This window comes from Pseudomonas sp. PDM27, assembly GCF_019219205.1.
GTDB lineage: Bacteria > Pseudomonadota > Gammaproteobacteria > Pseudomonadales > Pseudomonadaceae > Aquipseudomonas > Aquipseudomonas laurylsulfatiphila.
Window position 1 is genome coordinate 216,571 of sequence record NZ_JAHUWF010000002.1, and the last position, 17,400, is coordinate 233,970.

The 17,400-nt window shown below is 59.9% G+C and carries 15 protein-coding genes; 8 read left to right on the forward strand and 7 right to left on the reverse strand.

What is annotated here, in order from left to right; all coding sequences use genetic code 11:
- Nucleotides 1–176: 176 nt before the first annotated feature.
- The 4 genes from KW838_RS06375 to KW838_RS06390 are packed head-to-tail and all read left to right on the forward strand — an operon-like array spanning nucleotide 177 to nucleotide 4,567.
- On the forward strand, nucleotides 177–902 hold the full coding sequence (locus tag KW838_RS06375) for an RDD family protein (RefSeq protein ID WP_102698394.1): 726 nt from the start codon (nucleotides 177–179) through the stop codon (nucleotides 900–902).
- Nucleotides 899–1,876, forward strand: a complete 978-nt coding sequence (locus KW838_RS06380) for a stage II sporulation protein M (RefSeq protein ID WP_218500713.1) — start codon at nucleotides 899–901, stop codon at nucleotides 1,874–1,876. Before KW838_RS06375 ends, KW838_RS06380 begins: the two co-directional genes overlap by 4 nt.
- Nucleotides 1,863–3,407, forward strand: coding sequence for a DUF4129 domain-containing protein (locus tag KW838_RS06385; RefSeq protein ID WP_218500714.1), 1,545 nt, complete (start codon nucleotides 1,863–1,865; stop codon nucleotides 3,405–3,407). Before KW838_RS06380 ends, KW838_RS06385 begins: the two co-directional genes overlap by 14 nt.
- Nucleotides 3,404–4,567, forward strand: coding sequence for a DUF4350 domain-containing protein (locus tag KW838_RS06390; protein ID WP_218500715.1), 1,164 nt, complete (start codon nucleotides 3,404–3,406; stop codon nucleotides 4,565–4,567). The genes KW838_RS06385 and KW838_RS06390 overlap by 4 nt, the downstream gene beginning before the upstream one ends.
- Nucleotides 4,568–4,632: 65 nt before the next feature.
- Here the strand turns inward: KW838_RS06390 and KW838_RS06395 are convergent, their stop codons facing one another.
- A complete protein-coding gene (locus tag KW838_RS06395) occupies nucleotides 4,633–7,143 on the reverse strand; it encodes a bifunctional diguanylate cyclase/phosphodiesterase (protein WP_218500836.1) in 2,511 nt (836 codons plus the stop codon).
- An 84-nt stretch (nucleotides 7,144–7,227) separates the two neighbouring features.
- Nucleotides 7,228–7,521 carry a hypothetical protein gene (locus KW838_RS06400; RefSeq protein ID WP_218500716.1) on the reverse strand — a complete coding sequence of 98 codons (294 nt, stop codon included), beginning with the start codon at nucleotides 7,519–7,521 and terminating at the stop codon, nucleotides 7,228–7,230.
- A 204-nt stretch (nucleotides 7,522–7,725) separates the two neighbouring features.
- Between KW838_RS06400 and KW838_RS06405 the strand changes: the two genes are divergently transcribed.
- Together KW838_RS06405 and KW838_RS06410 are read left to right on the forward strand one after the other, a co-directional pair.
- Nucleotides 7,726–8,727 carry a MoxR family ATPase gene (locus KW838_RS06405; protein ID WP_218500717.1) on the forward strand — a complete coding sequence of 334 codons (1,002 nt, stop codon included), beginning with the start codon at nucleotides 7,726–7,728 and terminating at the stop codon, nucleotides 8,725–8,727.
- 103 nt (nucleotides 8,728–8,830) lie between these two features.
- Entirely contained in the window at nucleotides 8,831–10,153 is a 1,323-nt protein-coding gene (locus KW838_RS06410) for a DUF58 domain-containing protein (RefSeq protein ID WP_218500718.1), read from the forward strand.
- 12 nt (nucleotides 10,154–10,165) lie between these two features.
- Here the strand turns inward: KW838_RS06410 and KW838_RS06415 are convergent, their stop codons facing one another.
- On the reverse strand, nucleotides 10,166–10,525 hold the full coding sequence (locus KW838_RS06415) for a PilZ domain-containing protein (RefSeq protein WP_102698400.1): 360 nt from the start codon (nucleotides 10,523–10,525) through the stop codon (nucleotides 10,166–10,168).
- Nucleotides 10,526–10,759: 234 nt separating this feature from the next.
- Nucleotides 10,760–11,143, reverse strand: coding sequence for a tol-pal system YbgF family protein (locus KW838_RS06420; protein WP_102698401.1), 384 nt, complete (start codon nucleotides 11,141–11,143; stop codon nucleotides 10,760–10,762).
- Nucleotides 11,144–11,313: 170 nt separating this feature from the next.
- On the opposite strand from KW838_RS06420, the gene pyk reads away from it, so the two are divergent.
- On the forward strand, nucleotides 11,314–12,765 hold the full coding sequence (pyk, locus tag KW838_RS06425) for a pyruvate kinase (protein ID WP_007978464.1): 1,452 nt from the start codon (nucleotides 11,314–11,316) through the stop codon (nucleotides 12,763–12,765).
- 236 nt (nucleotides 12,766–13,001) lie between these two features.
- Nucleotides 13,002–14,312 carry a hypothetical protein gene (locus tag KW838_RS06430; protein WP_218500719.1) on the forward strand — a complete coding sequence of 437 codons (1,311 nt, stop codon included), beginning with the start codon at nucleotides 13,002–13,004 and terminating at the stop codon, nucleotides 14,310–14,312.
- A 43-nt stretch (nucleotides 14,313–14,355) separates the two neighbouring features.
- Here KW838_RS06430 and KW838_RS06435 read toward each other — a convergent pair whose 3' ends face one another.
- The 3 genes from KW838_RS06435 to KW838_RS06445 form a co-directional block, all read right to left on the reverse strand.
- Complete coding sequence (locus tag KW838_RS06435) at nucleotides 14,356–15,102, reverse strand: enoyl-CoA hydratase-related protein (RefSeq protein ID WP_218500720.1); 747 nt, start codon at nucleotides 15,100–15,102, stop codon at nucleotides 14,356–14,358.
- A 146-nt stretch (nucleotides 15,103–15,248) separates the two neighbouring features.
- Complete coding sequence (locus KW838_RS06440; protein WP_102698405.1) at nucleotides 15,249–16,184, reverse strand: iron-sulfur-binding ferredoxin reductase; 936 nt, start codon at nucleotides 16,182–16,184, stop codon at nucleotides 15,249–15,251.
- On the reverse strand, nucleotides 16,177–17,283 hold the full coding sequence (locus KW838_RS06445) for a GGDEF domain-containing protein (RefSeq protein ID WP_104449245.1): 1,107 nt from the start codon (nucleotides 17,281–17,283) through the stop codon (nucleotides 16,177–16,179). Before KW838_RS06445 ends, KW838_RS06440 begins: the two co-directional genes overlap by 8 nt.
- Nucleotides 17,284–17,400: the final 117 nt, after the last annotated feature.

A 17,400-nucleotide genomic window follows, 5' to 3' on the forward strand; every position in this document is an offset into this window, starting at 1 on the left:
GCAAAGTCTAGGCGTTCACCTCCCGCCAGGGCCAGTAGTCTTGTCATTCAAGCAGCTTGCCCGGCTCACCATGCAATACATAGTTATGTCGCTTCCCTGCGCCCCCGCCCCTCGAATAGGCTGCTAGCATCGGATAGACAGAGAATCCCGATCCAGGCCACATCATCAGGTTGCCCATGCTCGAGACCACAGCACTGCCAGGGAATGCGCCGCTGTCACCGCCACTGGACACGCGATACCAGGTCGAAACGCCGGAGGGCGTCGACCTGCCACTGCGCCCGGCCGGGTTGATGGTTCGTGCGTTGGCGTTCGCCATCGATCTTGGATTGCGCGGCCTGGTCCTCGGTGTGCTGTTCATTGCGCTGGCGATGCTCGGCAAATTGGGCGCCGGGCTCGGGTCGATCCTGCTGTTCGGGGTGAGCTGGTGGTATATGGTGCTGTTCGAGGTGCTCAACCAGGGACGCTCGCCGGGCAAGCAATGGATGGGACTGCGGGTGGTGCACGACGACGGGACCCCGGTCGGCTGGTCCGCTTCGCTGCTGCGCAACCTGCTGCGCGTTGTCGACCTGTTGCCCTTCGGTTACTTCCTCGGGGCCATCAGCTGCCTGCAACACCCCCACTTCAAGCGCCTTGGCGATATCGCCGCCGGGACCCTGGTGATCTACCGCGAACACTCGCACACCCGCCCCGAACTCCCCGAAGCCCAGCCCCGCCGCACGGCATTTGCCCTGACGCTCAGCGAGCAACGGGCCATCCTCGGGTTTGCCGAACGCCAGGGCGAACTCTCCCGGGCACGGGCCGATGAACTGGCCGCCATTCTCGCCCAACCCTTGCAGGTCCCGGCCGCGCAGGCGGTGACCGAGCTCAACGGCATCGCCCGCGGCTTGTTGGGGCCGACATGAAGCAAAGCCTTTTCGAACGTCGGCACAAGGCCGAGTGGGAACGTTTCTCTGGGCTGCTCGAGCAATTGGAACGGGACGGCAAGGTCACCGACGCTGGCAGTTTCCCGAAGGATTACCGACGCCTGTGCCAACACCTGGCACTGGCACGGGAGCGTGGCTACAGCAGTTTTCTGATCGACTCGTTGCAGCAACAGGTGCTGCGCGGGCATCAACAGCTTTACCGTCACCGCAGTCGCCTGGGGGCCAATGCGCTGGCTTTCATCCTCGCGGATTTCCCGCGCCTGGTACGCGAACAGTGGCGTTTCGTGCTCGCCGCCAGCCTGATGTTCTTTGTCAGCCTGGCCGGTTTCGCGCTGCTGGTGTACCTGTTCCCGGACCTGATCTACAACCTGATCCCCGCCGAACAGGTCAGCGAAATGCAAAGCATGTACGACCCCGTTGCCGGTCACCTCGGGCGCACGGCGGAACGGGCCGCCAGTGAAGACTGGGTGATGTTCGGCTACTACATCATGCACAACATCGGCATTGCCTTTCAGACCTTCGCCAGCGGCTTGCTGTTCGGCCTGGGCAGCGTGTTCTTCCTGATCTACAACGGCCTGATGATCGGTGCGGTGGCCGGGCACCTGACCTACGTCGGCTACGGGCAGACCTTCTGTTCATTCGTGATCGGCCATGGCGCTTTCGAACTCAGCGCCATCGCCCTGGCAGGCGCCGCCGGTCTGAAGCTGGGCTGGGCGTTGGTCGCCCCGGGGCGCCTGCCCCGTGCCGAGTCCTTGCGATTGGCGGCGCGCAAGAGCGTGCTGCTGATCTGCGGGGTCATGCTGTTTCTGTTGATCGCGGCGTTTATCGAAGCCTACTGGTCATCGATGACTCGCCCGTCGCCCCAGACCAAGTACCTGGTCGGCGCGGCGCTCTGGTTGCTGGTCGTGGTTTATCTCGTATGCGCCGGACGTCGCCGCCATGCGCCTGAATGACGCCAGCGTGGTCATTCGCCCGCGCTCGACCTGGGAAGCCATGGACCTCGGCGTGCTCCTGAGCCAGCGCCACCGACGCCTGCTGATGAGCAGTTGGGCTTTGCTCACCTTGCCGGTGTTCGCGTTGCTCAGTTGGGGGCTCTGGGACTCGCCGTCTCTCGCCGTGTTGATTTTCTGGTGGCTGAAACCGGCATTCGACCGCTTGCCCTTGTACATCCTGTCCAAAGCCATGTTCGGCGAAACACCCACGCTCAAGCAGGCCCTGCGGCAATGGCCGCGGCTGCTCAAAGGGCAATTGCTGGCCAGCCTGACCTGGCGACGCCTGAGTCTGCAGCGCAGTTTCGTGATGCCGGTGGCGCAGCTCGAAGGCCTCGACGGAGAACAGCGCCAGCAGCGTTTAGAGGTGCTGCTACAGCGGGACGCCGGCGCCGCACGCTGGCTGACGATCATCGGCGCGCACCTGGAAGGCGCGCTATGGATCGGCTTGATGGTGCTGTTCTATCTGCTGCTGCCACAACAGGTCGCGCTCGACTGGAGCTGGCAGTCGCTGATCTCTGCGGCCACCCAGGACTGGCGCTGGCTGGAACACCTGACCAACCTGTTTTATGCACTGGTGCTGGTGGTCTGGGAACCGATCTATGTCGCCTGCGGTTTCAGCCTTTATTTGAACCGGCGCACCGTGCTCGAGGCTTGGGATATCGAACTGGTGTTCCGCCGGATGCGCCAGCGTCTGATCAGTGCAAGCAGCGTGCTGTTGATCGCCGTGATGTTGCTGATGTCACCCACACACAGCCTGTGGGCCGCCGAACCGGCCATTTCACCCGACAGCCCACGCCTGCTGGACCAGCCCCTGAACACCCAGGTCGCCAGGGACAGCATCAAGACGATCCTCGAACAGCCGCCCTTCAAGAACCGGGAAGCGGTGACACGCTATCGCTTCAGCGAAGACCCGCCGGGCGCTGAAGCGCCGGGCGACGGGCAGACACCGCAATGGTTGAAGTCCCTGTTGCAGCTGTTTGAGGGACAGCACTTCAGAGCCTTGGCGAACCTGATTGAAATCGCGCTGTGGGGCATCGCCATCGGTGCTGTGGGCCTGTTGATCTGGCGCTATCGCGACTGGGTGCAGGCGTTCGTCAGCCGGCGACCGCCCCTCGGCGCCCAAGCCGTGCGCCCCTTGCCGCAGCAGGCGTTTGGCCTGGACCTCAAGCCCGAGTCCCTGCCCACCGACATTGCCACCTGCGCCGAAAGCCTCTGGCAGAGCCATCCGCGCGAAGCCCTCGGCTTGCTCTATCGCGCCCTGCTCAGCCGCCTGTCGCACGACTTCAACATCGCGCTCGAGGCCGCCGACACTGAAGGGCAGGTGCTGCAGCGCATCAAGCGATTAGAGCAACCGGCCTTGCTGGCCTACAGCAAAAACCTGACCAGGCACTGGCAAGGCATGGCCTATGGTCACCGCCTGCCCCCCGAACAGGTGCGACAGGAACTGTGTGACGGCTGGCGCGTGTTGTTCGACCCGGAAGCGCTCCATTGAGTCGGCGCCGGGGGACGGTCGCCATTGCGCTGCTCGCTGTGCTGGCGGCGGCGCTGGGTGTTTATCTGTACCTCAAGGCAACCCCTTATCAGGTCGAAATCGACCACGGCCCTTCTCCCGAAGCCAGGGCCAACCCTTATCTGGCGGCGCAGCTGTTCCTGCGTCAGCACGGCCTGAGCGTCGATCACGCCAACGGCCTGGATATCCTGCCCAGCCTCGATCCGCATCGACACAGCCTGTTGTTGCTCGGGGACCGCTACAACATGACGCCACGGCAGATCGACCAGGTGATGAACTGGACCCGGGCCGGTGGGCGGCTGCTGTTCGTCGCCGAGTCGTTGTGGGATGAAAAACTCGGCCACAGCAATGACCTGCTGCTTGACCGGGTACAACTGCGCCAGTCCTTGAGCAAAGACCTCAAGGAGCCGCCAGCGGATATCAGTGACGATCCTTACCCACAACTGACCAAGCTCTATCTGGAAGACGAAGACGCCCCGGCCTATGCCGGTTTCGATACCGCCTTCCATCTCGAGGACCCGAAAAACCTCGCCCAGGCCTGGGCCAACAGCGCCAGGGCGACGCACATGATGCAACTCGATTACGGACTCGGCTCGATCATCGTGGTCACCGATGCCGACCTGTGGAAAACTCCAGCCATCGAACAGTACGACAACGCCTGGCTGCTCTGGTACCTGACCGCCGACACCCGCGTGACGCTGATCTTCAACACCGATCACGACAGCCTGCCGACCTTGCTGCTGCGTGACTTCCCCCAGGCGCTGGTCGCGTTGTTCGCCTTGATCGTCCTGGGTTTCTGGCACTTTGGCGTGCGTCAGGGGCCGTTGCTGGAGCCGGCACCGAAAGCACGCCGGCAACTGCAGGAGCATCTGCGCGCCAGTGCCGACTTTCTGTTGCGCCGCAACGGTCAAGCCGGCCTGCTGCAAGCCTTGCAGCAAGACATCCTGCGGCGTGTACGGCGTCGCCACCCCGGCTTTGAACAACTCCCCGTCGCCGAACAATGGTTGGTGCTCGCACGCCTGACCGGCCAACCGACACGCGCTATCAGCCAGGCCATGAGCCCGCGTCCGAACCAACGGCTTTCCAGCGTTGAATTCAGCCGTCAGGTCGCCCACCTGCAATCCCTGAGGAACGCCTTATGAGCTGACACCTTGCAAGCGTTGGATTCCCATTGTCTTGGAAGACAGCCCCTGACGGGCTTACGAAGTTATGGCGATTCAGTCTTGGTCCGTGGGAAATCAGTGCTCGCCATTACTCTTTCGTGAACATACGCCTCAAATTGTTCGGCTGGCAGTGGCGGGGAAAACAGGAATCCCTGGTAGGTCTGGCAGCCATGCTTGACCAGAAAGGTGCGCTGAGCTTCTGTCTCCACACCTTCTGCAATCACCGAAAGCCCCAATATCTGGCTCAGGCTCACAATCGCGCAGGCGATGGCGGCGTCGTTGGAATCAACCAGCACATCTCTGATGAAGGACTGGTCGATCTTGAGTTGATCCAGCGGAAGGCTCTTCAGGTATGACAGTGACGAGTAGCCGGTTCCGAAATCATCCAGCGAAAGGCCTATGCCGATCTCTTTCAACTCGATCATTTTGGCGACTGTACCTTCCATATCCTCGATCAGCAGGCCTTCGGTCAGCTCCAGTTTCAATTTCTTCGGATCGGCCCCCGTGAGTCTCAGTACTTGCAGTACCTCCTCGACGAAGTCCGGATGGTGAAACTGACGGGCGCTGACATTCACAGCCATACCCAGTCGGGCGGTTTCCGAATGCTTTGCCCAGGCAACCAGCTGAGTGCAGGCAGCCTGCAGCGCCCAACGGCCTAACGGCAGAATCAACCCCGTTTCCTCTGCCAATGGAATGAACTCGCCTGGAAACACGACTCCGCGCTCAGGATTCTGCCATCTCATCAGTGCCTCTGCGCCAATGATACGGCCCTCACTATTCACTTGCGGCTGGTAATGAAGAAGGAATTCGTTGTCCTGCAAGCCTTGGCGCAAGTCTACTTCCAGCCTGGCGCGTGCCGTGGCAACCGCCTGCATTTCCGGATCGAAGAAGCGCATGGTATTGCGGCCCGCCGCCTTGGCGCGATACATCGCCAGGTCAGCGCGCTTCATAATATCGTCCACTGTGCTCAGCTGCCCCTGGAACAGCGCAATGCCGAGGCTGGGGGTGCTGTGGTGCTCATATCCATCCAACTGGTAGGAAATGTTCAGGGAGTTGAGAATCTTCTCGCCAATAGCCTTGGCCTGGATAGCTGCTTCTCGAGGATTCTCATTAAGGCCATCCAGCAGGACGACGAATTCGTCTCCGCCCAGGCGAGCCACGGTGTCGCTCTCGCGTATGCAGCCGCAAAGGCGCAGAGCCACTTGCTGCAGCAACATGTCGCCTCTGTCATGCCCCAGCGTGTCGTTCAATGCCTTGAAGTTATCCAGGTCAATCAGAATTATCGCGTACGTATGCAGGCTACGGGAGCTGCCCGCCAGCAGATGCTGTAACCGGTCCAACATGAGCCGCCTGTTGGCCAGCCCGGTCAACTGATCGTAGAAGGCCAAACGCTGGACCTCTTGCTCAGCGGTCTTACGGTGAGTGATGTCAGTATTGATCGACAGAATGGATTGCGGCTGACCATCATCGTCTCGCACCAGGGTTCGATGACTTTCGAGCGTGATGGTGCAGCCATCCCGGCGTCGAAGTGTCACTTCGTCCGCCCAGTCACCCGTTTCTATCAGGCTGTTAGTGGCCACATTGAAAGCGGCGCTACCCTGGTAGATCAACTCCTGTGCCGATTTGCCGAGTGCCTCTTCCTTTGACAGGCCGTAGAGACGCTCGGCACTTTTGTTCCAGTACAGGATGCGGTTATCCATCCCGTGAACGACAATGGCGTCCTGGGCCTTGTCCAGCAGCGATGCTTGCTGGCGGGCCTGCTTCTCGCGTTCGCGCAGCACGGCCAGATAACCTTCCCTTTCAGCTGCTTGCGACTCCATTTCGCGCCTGATCTTGCCCCCGTAGATCATGGCCGCACTGACCATCAACAGCACGAACACCATGATCGCGTATTCGACCCGGCGCAGTTCTTCGACCGACTCAAGCTCCTCCTCCAGGAGCTTGCTTTGAATCAGGCCAACGCGATCCCGCACGGTACTGAGTGAGGCGAGCAACAGGGAAAACTTCCTGTCCATCGTTGCCATGCGTTTACCGGCATTATCCGACTGCCCCTCCCTGAAGTAGGAAAAGATCAGCAAGGCCTCGTTCACCATTTCGACCATCGCGGCATCAACTGCACCCACCTCATCCTTCAATGCAAGGGTAAAGGCTTGGATATCTGCACTGTGTTCAGCCTCATGGGCGATCCGTACTTCCAACTGTTTTTTGGCCATTGCCAAATGCTCGTTGAAGGCGCGCAAGGCTTCATTCATGTTCCGCGATTCGGCTTCAACATTATGTGTATCGAACACATTATTGCCCGGCGCATTGACTGTGGAAGCCAGGCTGCCCAGCGTTGAATAGCTCGACAGCTGTTGCACCCACGACTGGTTTGCCTTGATGGAGCGGTGATAGGTATCGACGATCAGGTGATTCAATAGCACGCTTAGCACGACAACCAGCACGTCGAATCCCGCAAGAAAAAAGTACATGCGGTGCCATTTGGTCGAGCGCGGCTTATTTGAGCTGGTGGGTATGGCTTGCTTTGCGGTGCTTTTATTCCTGAAAGAATCCATTTCCACAATCTCCAAACATAATCCTTCTAAACTGACCAATAGAAGCGGTATTCGGAAACCACCCTGCGCCTGCAAGTGCGGGGTTTACTCCATGTCTTCCCGAGTGTTGTTGCGGATTTGCGCCCCAGAACTGGATGCTTCACGCAGAATAATCGGGTGACATAGGGCGCGTTGCGGGTCATTTCCGCGCAGCCTGCCGGACTGTCTGATCAGTTTCGACAACAGACAAAGCATAGCCACTAATTTGCAATTATTCTGTTCGCCGACTGCTCCAGTTCGGTAGCAGCCCTTGATGATCGGCAGCTTTCGGGCCAGAAGCTGACCTTCGATCGAGGCGGTAATGTCGGCAGTTGCACTACAGGCCGAACGGCGGGTCATTCAAATGAGATCGCGTGCCCTCTGACCGTCTTGGACTAACCTCCACCTCTGACGAATGCTCAAATGTGGGGTTGCCATGGGATTGCAATGAGGCAGATTGGCAGTCACTCACTCGTTCCACGCGTAAAAAAATACGTGAACAAGGTAAGTGACTGATTTATGGAAGATAAAACCAATGCAACAGTTTGTAAGGCTCCGGAACCAATGAATGAACCGATCGAGCCCGATGCTGCGAGCCATGCCGCTCAGCAGCGTCAGCGTGCCGGCCATCTGGCCCAGGCCGTACGCAAAGAATTGCAAAAAGCCGTAATTGGCCAGGACAGCGTGATTGACGACGTGCTGACCGCGCTGATCGCTGGCGGCCATGTATTGCTCGAAGGCGTGCCGGGGCTGGGCAAGACCCTGTTGGTACGAGCCCTCGCCCGTTGCTTCGGCGGTGAGTTCGCGCGCATCCAGTTCACCCCGGACCTGATGCCCAGCGATGTCACCGGGCACGCGGTGTATGACATGCAGACCGAGCAATTCAAACTGCGCAAGGGGCCGCTATTCACCAACCTGCTACTGGCCGACGAGATCAACCGCGCCCCGGCGAAAACCCAGGCGGCGCTGCTCGAGGCCATGCAGGAACGGCAAGTCACCCTCGAAGGCCAGCCATTGCCGATCGCGCAACCCTTCATGGTGCTCGCCACGCAGAACCCGATCGAACAGGAAGGCACCTACCCGCTGCCGGAAGCCGAACTGGATCGCTTCATGCTCAAGGTGCGCATGGATTACCCGGACGCCGAGCAAGAGCTGGACATGGTCCGTCAGGTCAGCCGCTCGACCCGGGCCGACATGCTCGATGTCCAGCCGATGCGCACCTTGTTGCAGGCCCGGGATGTGCTGGCCCTGCAACGCATCGCCAGCGACCTGGCGCTGGACGATCAGGTGCTCGATTACGCCGTGCGCCTGGCCCGCTCCACCCGCAGCTGGCCCGGCCTGATCCTCGGTGCCGGCCCGCGCGCGTCCATCGCGCTGGTGCGGTGTGCCCGGGCCCGTGCGCTGCTGCGCGGCGGGGAGTTCGTGATTCCGGATGACATCAAGGGTTGCGCCCTGGCTGTGTTGCGTCATCGTGTGCGCATCGCGCCGGAACTGGACATCGAAGGGCTGGATGTCGATCAGGTGCTCCGGCAGATGCTCGACCAAGTGCCGGCGCCGCGGCAGTGAAACCCGCGCTGAAACGTAAAGATCGCAGCCTTCGGCAGCTCCAGCAGGCGTACACGATCGATGTAGGCGCTGCCGCAGGCTGCGATCTTTCAGGTGCCCAATCATGAAACCCTCGCGCCTGTTATTGATCTGGTTAACCTCGCTACTGGCCATCGGCATCGTGCTCGGCAGTCTGCAGGCACTGGAGCTGGCGATGCCGGCGAGCGTCACGCAGATCAATTGGGGACTGCTCCTGGCATTGCTGGTCCTGGCCCTGCTCGATGCTTTCCGGCTGAAGCGACGACCCTCGCCCCGGCTGAGCCGTGAGATACCCGGCAGTCTGGCCCTCGGTCGCTGGAGCGATGTGCAACTGATCCTTGAGCACGACTTTTCACAACCGCTGAGCGTACAGATCTTCGACCATGTACCGTCGGGCCTGGACTTCGAACACCTGCCGCTGACTGTCCAATTGCAACCGGGCCAGCACAGCCGAATCGACTACCGGCTACGTCCGCTCAAACGCGGGCACTTCAGCTTTGAGCACTGCGAAATCAACCTGCCGAGCCCATTGGGTTTGTGGTCCGACAAACGCATTCTCGATGTCGCGGACAACACCCGCGTCTATCCCGACTTCTCCCGCCTCTATGGCGGCCAGTTACGGGCTGTGGATAACTGGCTCAGCCAGCTCGGCGTACGTCAACGCCAGCGTCGAGGCCTGGGTCTGGAGTTTCATCAGCTACGGGAATTTCGCGAAGGCGACAGCCTGCGTCAGATCGACTGGAAAGCCACCGCCCGCCAGCGCTCGCCCATTGCCCGGGAGTATCAGGACGAACGCGACCAGCAGATCATCTTCATGCTCGATTGCGGCCGGCACATGCGCAGCCAGGACGGCGAGCTGTCGCACTTCGACCATGCACTCAATGCCTGCTTGCTACTCAGCTACGTCGCGCTACGTCAGGGCGACGCGGTGGGCCTGAGCACCTTTGCCAGCGAGCAGCCGCGCTACCTCGCCCCGGTTAAGGGCACCAGTCATCTCAACACACTGCTCAATCGCGTCTATGACTTGAACAGCAGCCAACGCAGCGCCGACTACCAGGCCGCCGCAACGCAACTGCTGGCACGGCAAAAACGCCGGGCACTGGTGGTGCTGGTGACCAACTTGCGCGAAGAGGACGACGATGAATTGCTCCCGGCGGTCAAGCGCCTGAGCCAGCAGCACCAGGTGCTGGTCGCGAGCCTGCGCGAGGACGTGCTCGACACCCTGCGTCAGTCACCGGTACAGACCTTGCCCGAGGCGCTGGCCTATTGCGGGACCGTGGACTACCTCAATGCACGCGCCGAACTCCATGATCGCTTAAACGCTCATGGAGTGCTGGTGATGGATGCGTTACCCGGCGAGTTGGGGGCGGCGTTGGTGACGCGGTATCTGGGCTGGAAAAGAGCTTGAGCCTGAGTGATCTCAAGCCGAAGCCGGCAACGACTGAAAGCTGAAGTACTGCTTCAATGCCTTCACCAATTGCCCATACTCCGGCGGTGCCCGTTGCAGGCTGAAACCGGCGTCGTAATGTTGGGGGGTCGCGTCTTCGTGGCACCACAGGCAACAGGCCTGCAGGTCGATGATCCGCTGGCCGCCTTCGGTCGCTGGAATTTTGAGGCGCAGGTTGAAGTCCGCGCCGATCATCATCGGCAGGTGGCTAATCAGCATCAGCCCGTCTTCGGAGACATTGCCCAGGTAGCCGATGGGTTTGCCGGTGATACCGTTGAACACTTTCAAGAAATACGGCAGTTGATGCCGCTCGATTCGGCGGTCGGTGAACATGTGCGTTTTCGCTATGCAAGGCTCTTAAGCAGAGCCGCACTAATGCTTCGGAACGGGTGCGTATTGAATAGTGGCCCGCTCTCCCCGTTCCCGGTGCGCCAATCCTTACGGCGCTGAGTCCTGCTAATGCCGGTCACAGGTGTTGCCCCGGTTCAGAGGCAAGGCTCTAAAACCGGTTCCTTGGACTATAGCTCACCACCACCGGGGAGCCAGCGATGGAGTGCTCGCCTGCCATCAGAACTGCGTCGGTTTTACCGCCGCGGCACTGCGCAGCGGGTAGTGGCCCAGGCTCTGCAAGGTTTCCAGGCGGGCGCGGGCGCGGTAGGCGTATTCGCTTTGCGGATAGGAGGCAATAATGAACTGGTAGGTCTGGGCCGCGTCGATAAACATCTTCTGCCGCTCCAGGCACTGGCCGCGCATCATCGACACTTCCGGCCACACGTAAGGCCGCGCGCGGCTGTCGCGTTCGACCTTGGACAGTTCGAGCATCACCTGCTCGCAATTGCCCCGGTCATAGGCGCTGTAGGCATTGTTCAAGTGATGGTTCATTGCCCAACGGGTGCAGCCCGTGGCACTGAGGGCGCCGACGGCAAGGGCAGCAATAAGTACGAATCGCATGGGGATCTCCTGTCTTGAACGCTGTATCGACCCGTGGGCGGAAATCTTCAGGCTGCCTGGCGCAAAGTTGTCAGGTTCAATAAAGAAAGAAAAAAGTAGTGCATACGAACAATGACTACACCTTCGGAGCATAGTAGCCTCACTCAGCGCTTGAACTCAGGAGTCTTTGCATGTCCGTCCGTCGTACCAAAATCGTCGCCACCCTTGGCCCGGCCAGTAACTCGCCGGAAGTTCTCGAACAGCTGATTCTGGCTGGCCTGGACGTCGCCCGCCTGAACTTCTCCCACGGCACCCCCGACGAGCACAAGGCTCGCGCGAAGCTGGTGCGTGACCTCGCGGCCAAGCACGGCCGCTTCGTCGCCCTGCTGGGTGACCTGCAAGGCCCGAAAATCCGTATCGCCAAATTCGCCAACAAGAAGATCGAGCTGAAGATCGGTGATCAATTCACCTTCTCCACCAGCCATCCCCTGACCGAAGGCAACCAGCAAGTGGTCGGCATCGACTACCCGGACCTGGTCAAGGACTGCGGCGTGGGCGACGAGCTGCTGCTCGACGACGGTCGCGTGGTGATGCGCGTCGATACCGCCACGGCTACCGAACTGAACTGCACCGTGACCATCGGCGGCCCGCTGTCCGACCACAAAGGCATCAACCGTCGCGGTGGCGGCCTGACCGCTCCGGCCCTGACTGAAAAAGACAAGGCCGACATCAAGCTCGCTGCGGAAATGGAAGTCGACTACCTCGCGGTGTCCTTCCCGCGTGACGCCGCCGACATGGAATACGCCCGTCAACTGCGCGACGAAGCCGGCGGCACTGCCTGGCTGGTGGCGAAGATCGAACGCGCCGAAGCCGTGGCCGACGACGAAACCCTCGACGGCCTGATCAAGGCGTCCGACGCGGTGATGGTTGCCCGTGGTGACCTGGGTGTGGAAATCGGCGACGCCGAACTGGTGGGCATCCAGAAGAAGATCATTCTGCACGCACGTCGCCACAACAAGGCGGTGATCGTCGCGACCCAGATGATGGAGTCGATGATCCAGAACCCGATGCCGACCCGCGCCGAAGTGTCCGACGTGGCCAACGCCGTGCTCGACTACACCGACGCCGTGATGCTCTCGGCCGAAAGTGCCGCCGGCCTGTACCCGCTGGAAGCCGTTCAGGCCATGGCGCGTATTTGTGTCGGTGCCGAAAAGCACCCGACCAGCAAGACCTCCAGCCACCGCATCGGCAAGGAGTTCCAGCGCTGCGACGAGAGCATTGCGCTGGCGACCATGTACACCGCCAACCACTTCCCGGGCGTGAAGGCGATCATCGCCCTGACCGAAAGTGGCTACACCCCGCTGATCATGTCGCGTATCCGCTCCTCGGTGCCGATCTACGCGTTCACCCCGCACCGCGAAGCCCAGGCTCGCGCGGCGATGTTCCGTGGCGTGTACACCATCCCGTTCGACCCGGCTTCGCTGGCGCCGAACGAAGTCAGCCAGAAAGCGATCGACGAGCTGGTCAAGCGCGGCGTAGTACAGAAAGGCGATTGGGTCATCCTGACCAAGGGCGACAGCTACCACACCACCGGCGGCACCAACGGCATGAAGATCCTGCACGTTGGCGACCCGATGGTCTGAGTGACCGGTTGCTGAAAAACAAAAGCCCCGCCATGTGAATGGCGGGGCTTTTTCATACCTGAGATATAGAGCAAAAAAATATAAAAACCTGTCAGATTTGACAGTAGACAGCTTTTTCTACTCCTTACTTAATACAGTTGAACTTTAGTAAAACAAGATGATGACCAGTCTGCAACCTGCAGACATTTAATCAACTTGCTGACACTCAACAGCTTTTAACTAAAGGAATAGAAGAAATGAATACAAGTTCGTCACTCAAACCCGGTGCGTTCGACCCAGCTTTTGGACCAAATCACGATGGCGAGCTATTTCTGACTTATAGCGATTACGTGACAACGACCGGCCGATTGGTTTCGCAAGCCCCCAATGGGAAGATCTATATCGGAGGAACCAGCAGGGCGCCTGAAAGCCCTTTACCTGAACATTTTAGTCTGACGCGAGTTTTAAGCGACGGCACACTCGATTCCGGGTTCGGTATTGCCGGTACTGCTCACATAAAACTCAAAATTCCTGATATCGAATCCTTGGGGACGACACCTATTCAACTGTTCTACATAACCCATGAAGGAGAGGACAAACTCCTCATCTCCGTAGGGAGGTACACCATGGGAGTCAATGCGCCCACAATGGCGGAGGCGTTGATCCGATTGAACGACAAGGGAGAGTTGGACAAGAACTTCGGCACCGATGGAATCTGGCTGATCCCCCGTCCTTTCAAACCCGAGGCTTATCAGCACTCAGCATCGGACGTACTGCAGGTCGGCGGCTCTGCTTCCAGTCGTGCAGTGCATGCAACGGACGGCAAGATTTACATTATTTCCACAGGCAGTGATCCGGACTTTGGATTTGTAGGTGTCGTGATGTGTTTCGACTACGACGGAGTTCCTGACCATTCATTTAACAACTCCGGTTACGCATCGCTTTCCGAAGTACTCCGTGTCCGTAGCTCGTTCAACGACATCGTAGTGCATAATGGAAAAATCACCGTATGTGGCTGGGCTGGCAATAGCGCGGTACTGGCCAGACTCAATATCGATGGTAGTTTTGACAAAACTTTTGCGGAAGCCGGTTACAAGCTGTTGGACGGAGAAAGTTTTCAATTTACTTCCCTTGCAGTGCTAGCTGATAAACGAACCATCGCCACAGGTTTTGGTTTCACTCCACGTAAAGGTTTAATAGCCGCTTATACGGCCAGCGGTCTGATTGACCGGAGCTTTCACCAGGGCGCGCCCATTTACGAAAACTTTGATGCGTCCGATAACGTCATGTTTTTTGGGGTGGGTTCTCAAGACGAAAAGATCATTGTGTCAGGAAGATACATCATTGGTCAGACCCCGCACTTTGTTACCGCGCGATACCTCGGTAATGGCTGTCGTGATACGACTTTTGGGGATGAGGGCTGGGTTATTCACGAGTCCGATTTCGATCGAGCTCTCGCTCATGGGATGAATTTACAATCGGACGGAAAAATACTGGTAATCGGTAATGATTATGACGGTGTTTATAGCAGAACTGTCATCGTCAATCGGCTGCTGAACGGGGCCTGAAATTACGTCTTTTCATAAGGCAACCCGAGCAGTTGCCTTTAATTTACCTACTGAGAAACCCCGCCAACGCCGCCATCGCTTCCGGCGAACGTAGACGCTGGGTGAACAACACGCCCTCTTCTTCTATCACCTTGCGCAACACTTCCCGGTCCGGCGCTTTCATCAATTGTTTGCTGATGCGCACTGCCTCTTTTGGCAGCGATTCAAAGCGCATCGCCATCTCCTTCGCCTTGGCCAACGCCTCTTCGCCACTGCCCAAGGCCTCGGACGCAATCCCCCACGCCGCCGCTTGTTCACCATTGAAACCTTCACCCAACAGCAACAACTCCGCCGCTTTAGCCTGCCCGAGCAAGCGCGGCAGGATCAGGCTGGAACCGAACTCAGGGCATAACCCGAGATTGACGAACGGCATGCGCAGGCGCGCATCGCGGCTGACGTAGACCAGATCGCAATGCAGCAACATCGTCGTGCCGATGCCCACCGCCGCCCCGGCCACGGCGGCGACCACTGGTTTGCGGCACTCGAGCAGGTTGAGCATGAACTGGAACACCGGGCTGTCGAGGCTGGTCGGCGGTTGCTGGATGAAATCGGCGATGTCGTTGCCGGCGGTGAAGCATTCGGCAGAGCCGCTGATCAGTACGGCATTGATCCCGGGGTCGCTGTCGGCCTGTTTCAACGCCTCGGCCAGTTGGCTGTACATGGCGCGAGTCAGGGCGTTTTTCTTGTCCGGGCGATTCAGGCGCAGGGTCAACAGGCCGCGTTCGCGTTCAACTTGGATGGCATCGGTCATGGCAGGACTCAGCGGTGCGAAGTCAGAAGATTTCATTGTGGCGAGCGAGCTTGCTCGCGCCGGGCTGCGCAGCAGCCCCAAAAACCTGTGAGCGCTGCGCACTCAAGCGCGAGCAAGCTCGCTCGCCACAACAGCGGATTCAGCGCTCAACCACGGGGCAGGAACACATCGGCCAGCAGTTGATTGCGCGGCAATCCCGCCAGGTACAGGCGCCGGGCAAAGGCATCGACACTGTCGGGGGCTCCGCAGAGTAAGGCCAGGGTTTGCCGGGAAACAAGCCGCAGTTGCGCCAAAGCCGCTGGCAACTCGGCCGGGGTCCAGAATTCGACACTCAGGTTCGGACGGCTGGCGACCATGGCCTGCAGAGGCTTGGCCAGGTAGTGCTCATCGGCATCATGGGCCAGGTGGATGACACGGATGGCGCCCTGGTGATCCTGGCGCAGCGCTTCGCGCAACACACCAAACAGTGGCCCCAATCCGGTGCCGGCCGCCAGCAACCACAATGGCCGGTTATGCCAGTCCGGATCGTAATGCAAGGCACCGCCGCGCAATTCACCGAGACGAATCGGATCGCCGATGCGCAATTGCCGGGCGGCATCGCTGAATTCCCCGGGCTTGCGGCAATCGAGATGAAACTCCAGAAAACGGTCTTCCTGCGGCAGGCTGGCGAGGGAATACGGCCGCGCCACGTTGCCCGCCCACAACACCAGATGCTGGCCGGCGCTGTAACGCAACGGTCGCTGCGCGATCACCCGCAAGCGCAACACCGTGGTGCTCAGCCAATCGACGGCGGCGACCTCGGCCGGTTGACCATCGACCTGCGGGTCGAAAGCATGCACCTGCAAGTCCTCGACTACCTGGCACTGGCACGCCAGGCGCCAACCCTGTTCTCGCTGCTGCGCACTCAGGGCATCGGGGCGGCTGTCGCTCGGCAGGCCCCGCACACATTGCACCAGGCACGCATGGCAACTGCCGGCACGGCAACTGTAAGGCACCGGCACGCCGCTCTGATTCAGCGCATCGAGCAGATTGCTGCCCGCCGCTACCGACCAGTGGCGCTCGCCAACCCGCAGTTCAGGCATCGACGTTCTCCCACGCCGCCGCGCATCGGTTGCGCCCGTCACGCTTGGCACGATAGAGCGCCTGATCGGCCCGTTGCAGCGCGTCATCGAGGTCGCAGCCCAGTTCCAGCAGGGTCATGCCGGCGGACAGGCTGAGATTGCGCACATTCAGACCGATCAACTCGACATCGGTGAAGGCGATGCGCAGCCGTTCGCAGCACGAAGTCAGACTGTCGGCATCGCAATCGGGCAGCAGCACCACGAACTCTTCGCCGCCGTAGCGAGCCAGTACATCGCTGTCGCGCAGGCACGCGGTGGCAACGCCGGCAAAGGCTTGCAGCACCTGATCGCCGGCGGCATGCCCGTGCAGATCGTTGATGCGTTTGAAATGATCGAGGTCGATCAGCGCCAGGCCATGTACGACACCGGCTTCCATGGCGTTCAACTCGCGGGAAGCCAGGCGCAGGAAATGCCGGCGATTGAACAGGCCCGTGAGCTCATCGGTGGCCACCAGGTCTTCGAGCTGGCGCATCATCCCGCGCAAGGTGTCCTGGTGCGCCTGCAAGGCAAAACGCCGCTGACGCATGCGTTGTCGTGAAGCCTGGACGTAGCGGGCATACAACACCAGCCACACCAGCACGATGAACAGCACGCACACCTGCAACACCGCCATGGCCGGGTCGGGCAACTGGAAGTGGTAGCCCTCCCACAGGGTGATCGCGCTAAAGCTGAAGAACACCAGCAATGCGCATCGCACAAAAGATCGGCGTGACAGATGGAACAGACCGAATAGCAGGATAAGGACGTAAAACACCAGGAACGCACCCCGGGCTTCGTCCAGATGGGCGATCAGCCAGGTTTGCCAGCCAAGCCCCAACAACACTTGCGCCTCGGTCAGGCTGGGGTCGGCGAAACGCAGGTTGCAGCCGCTGTAGAACACCGCGAACAGGATGGCCTGGCTGGTCACCACCAGTGCGCTGCCGATGGCGACACTGGCCAGCGGCGCGTCGTAGTGACCGGTAAAAAACGCCAGCCACAGCAACAGCAATGCCAGGGCATAGGTGCCGGCCGCGAGGGCGAAACGTTTGAGCAACAGGCGCTGGATGGCGTTATGGGTCAATCGTTGACTCACCAAATGAAAGGAGACTGACAGAGCGTCCTACTCTACAGACCGTATGTCACTTTAGTGGCGTGGCCGATAAATGACCATTCAATTTTCGGGATGACCCGATTCCCC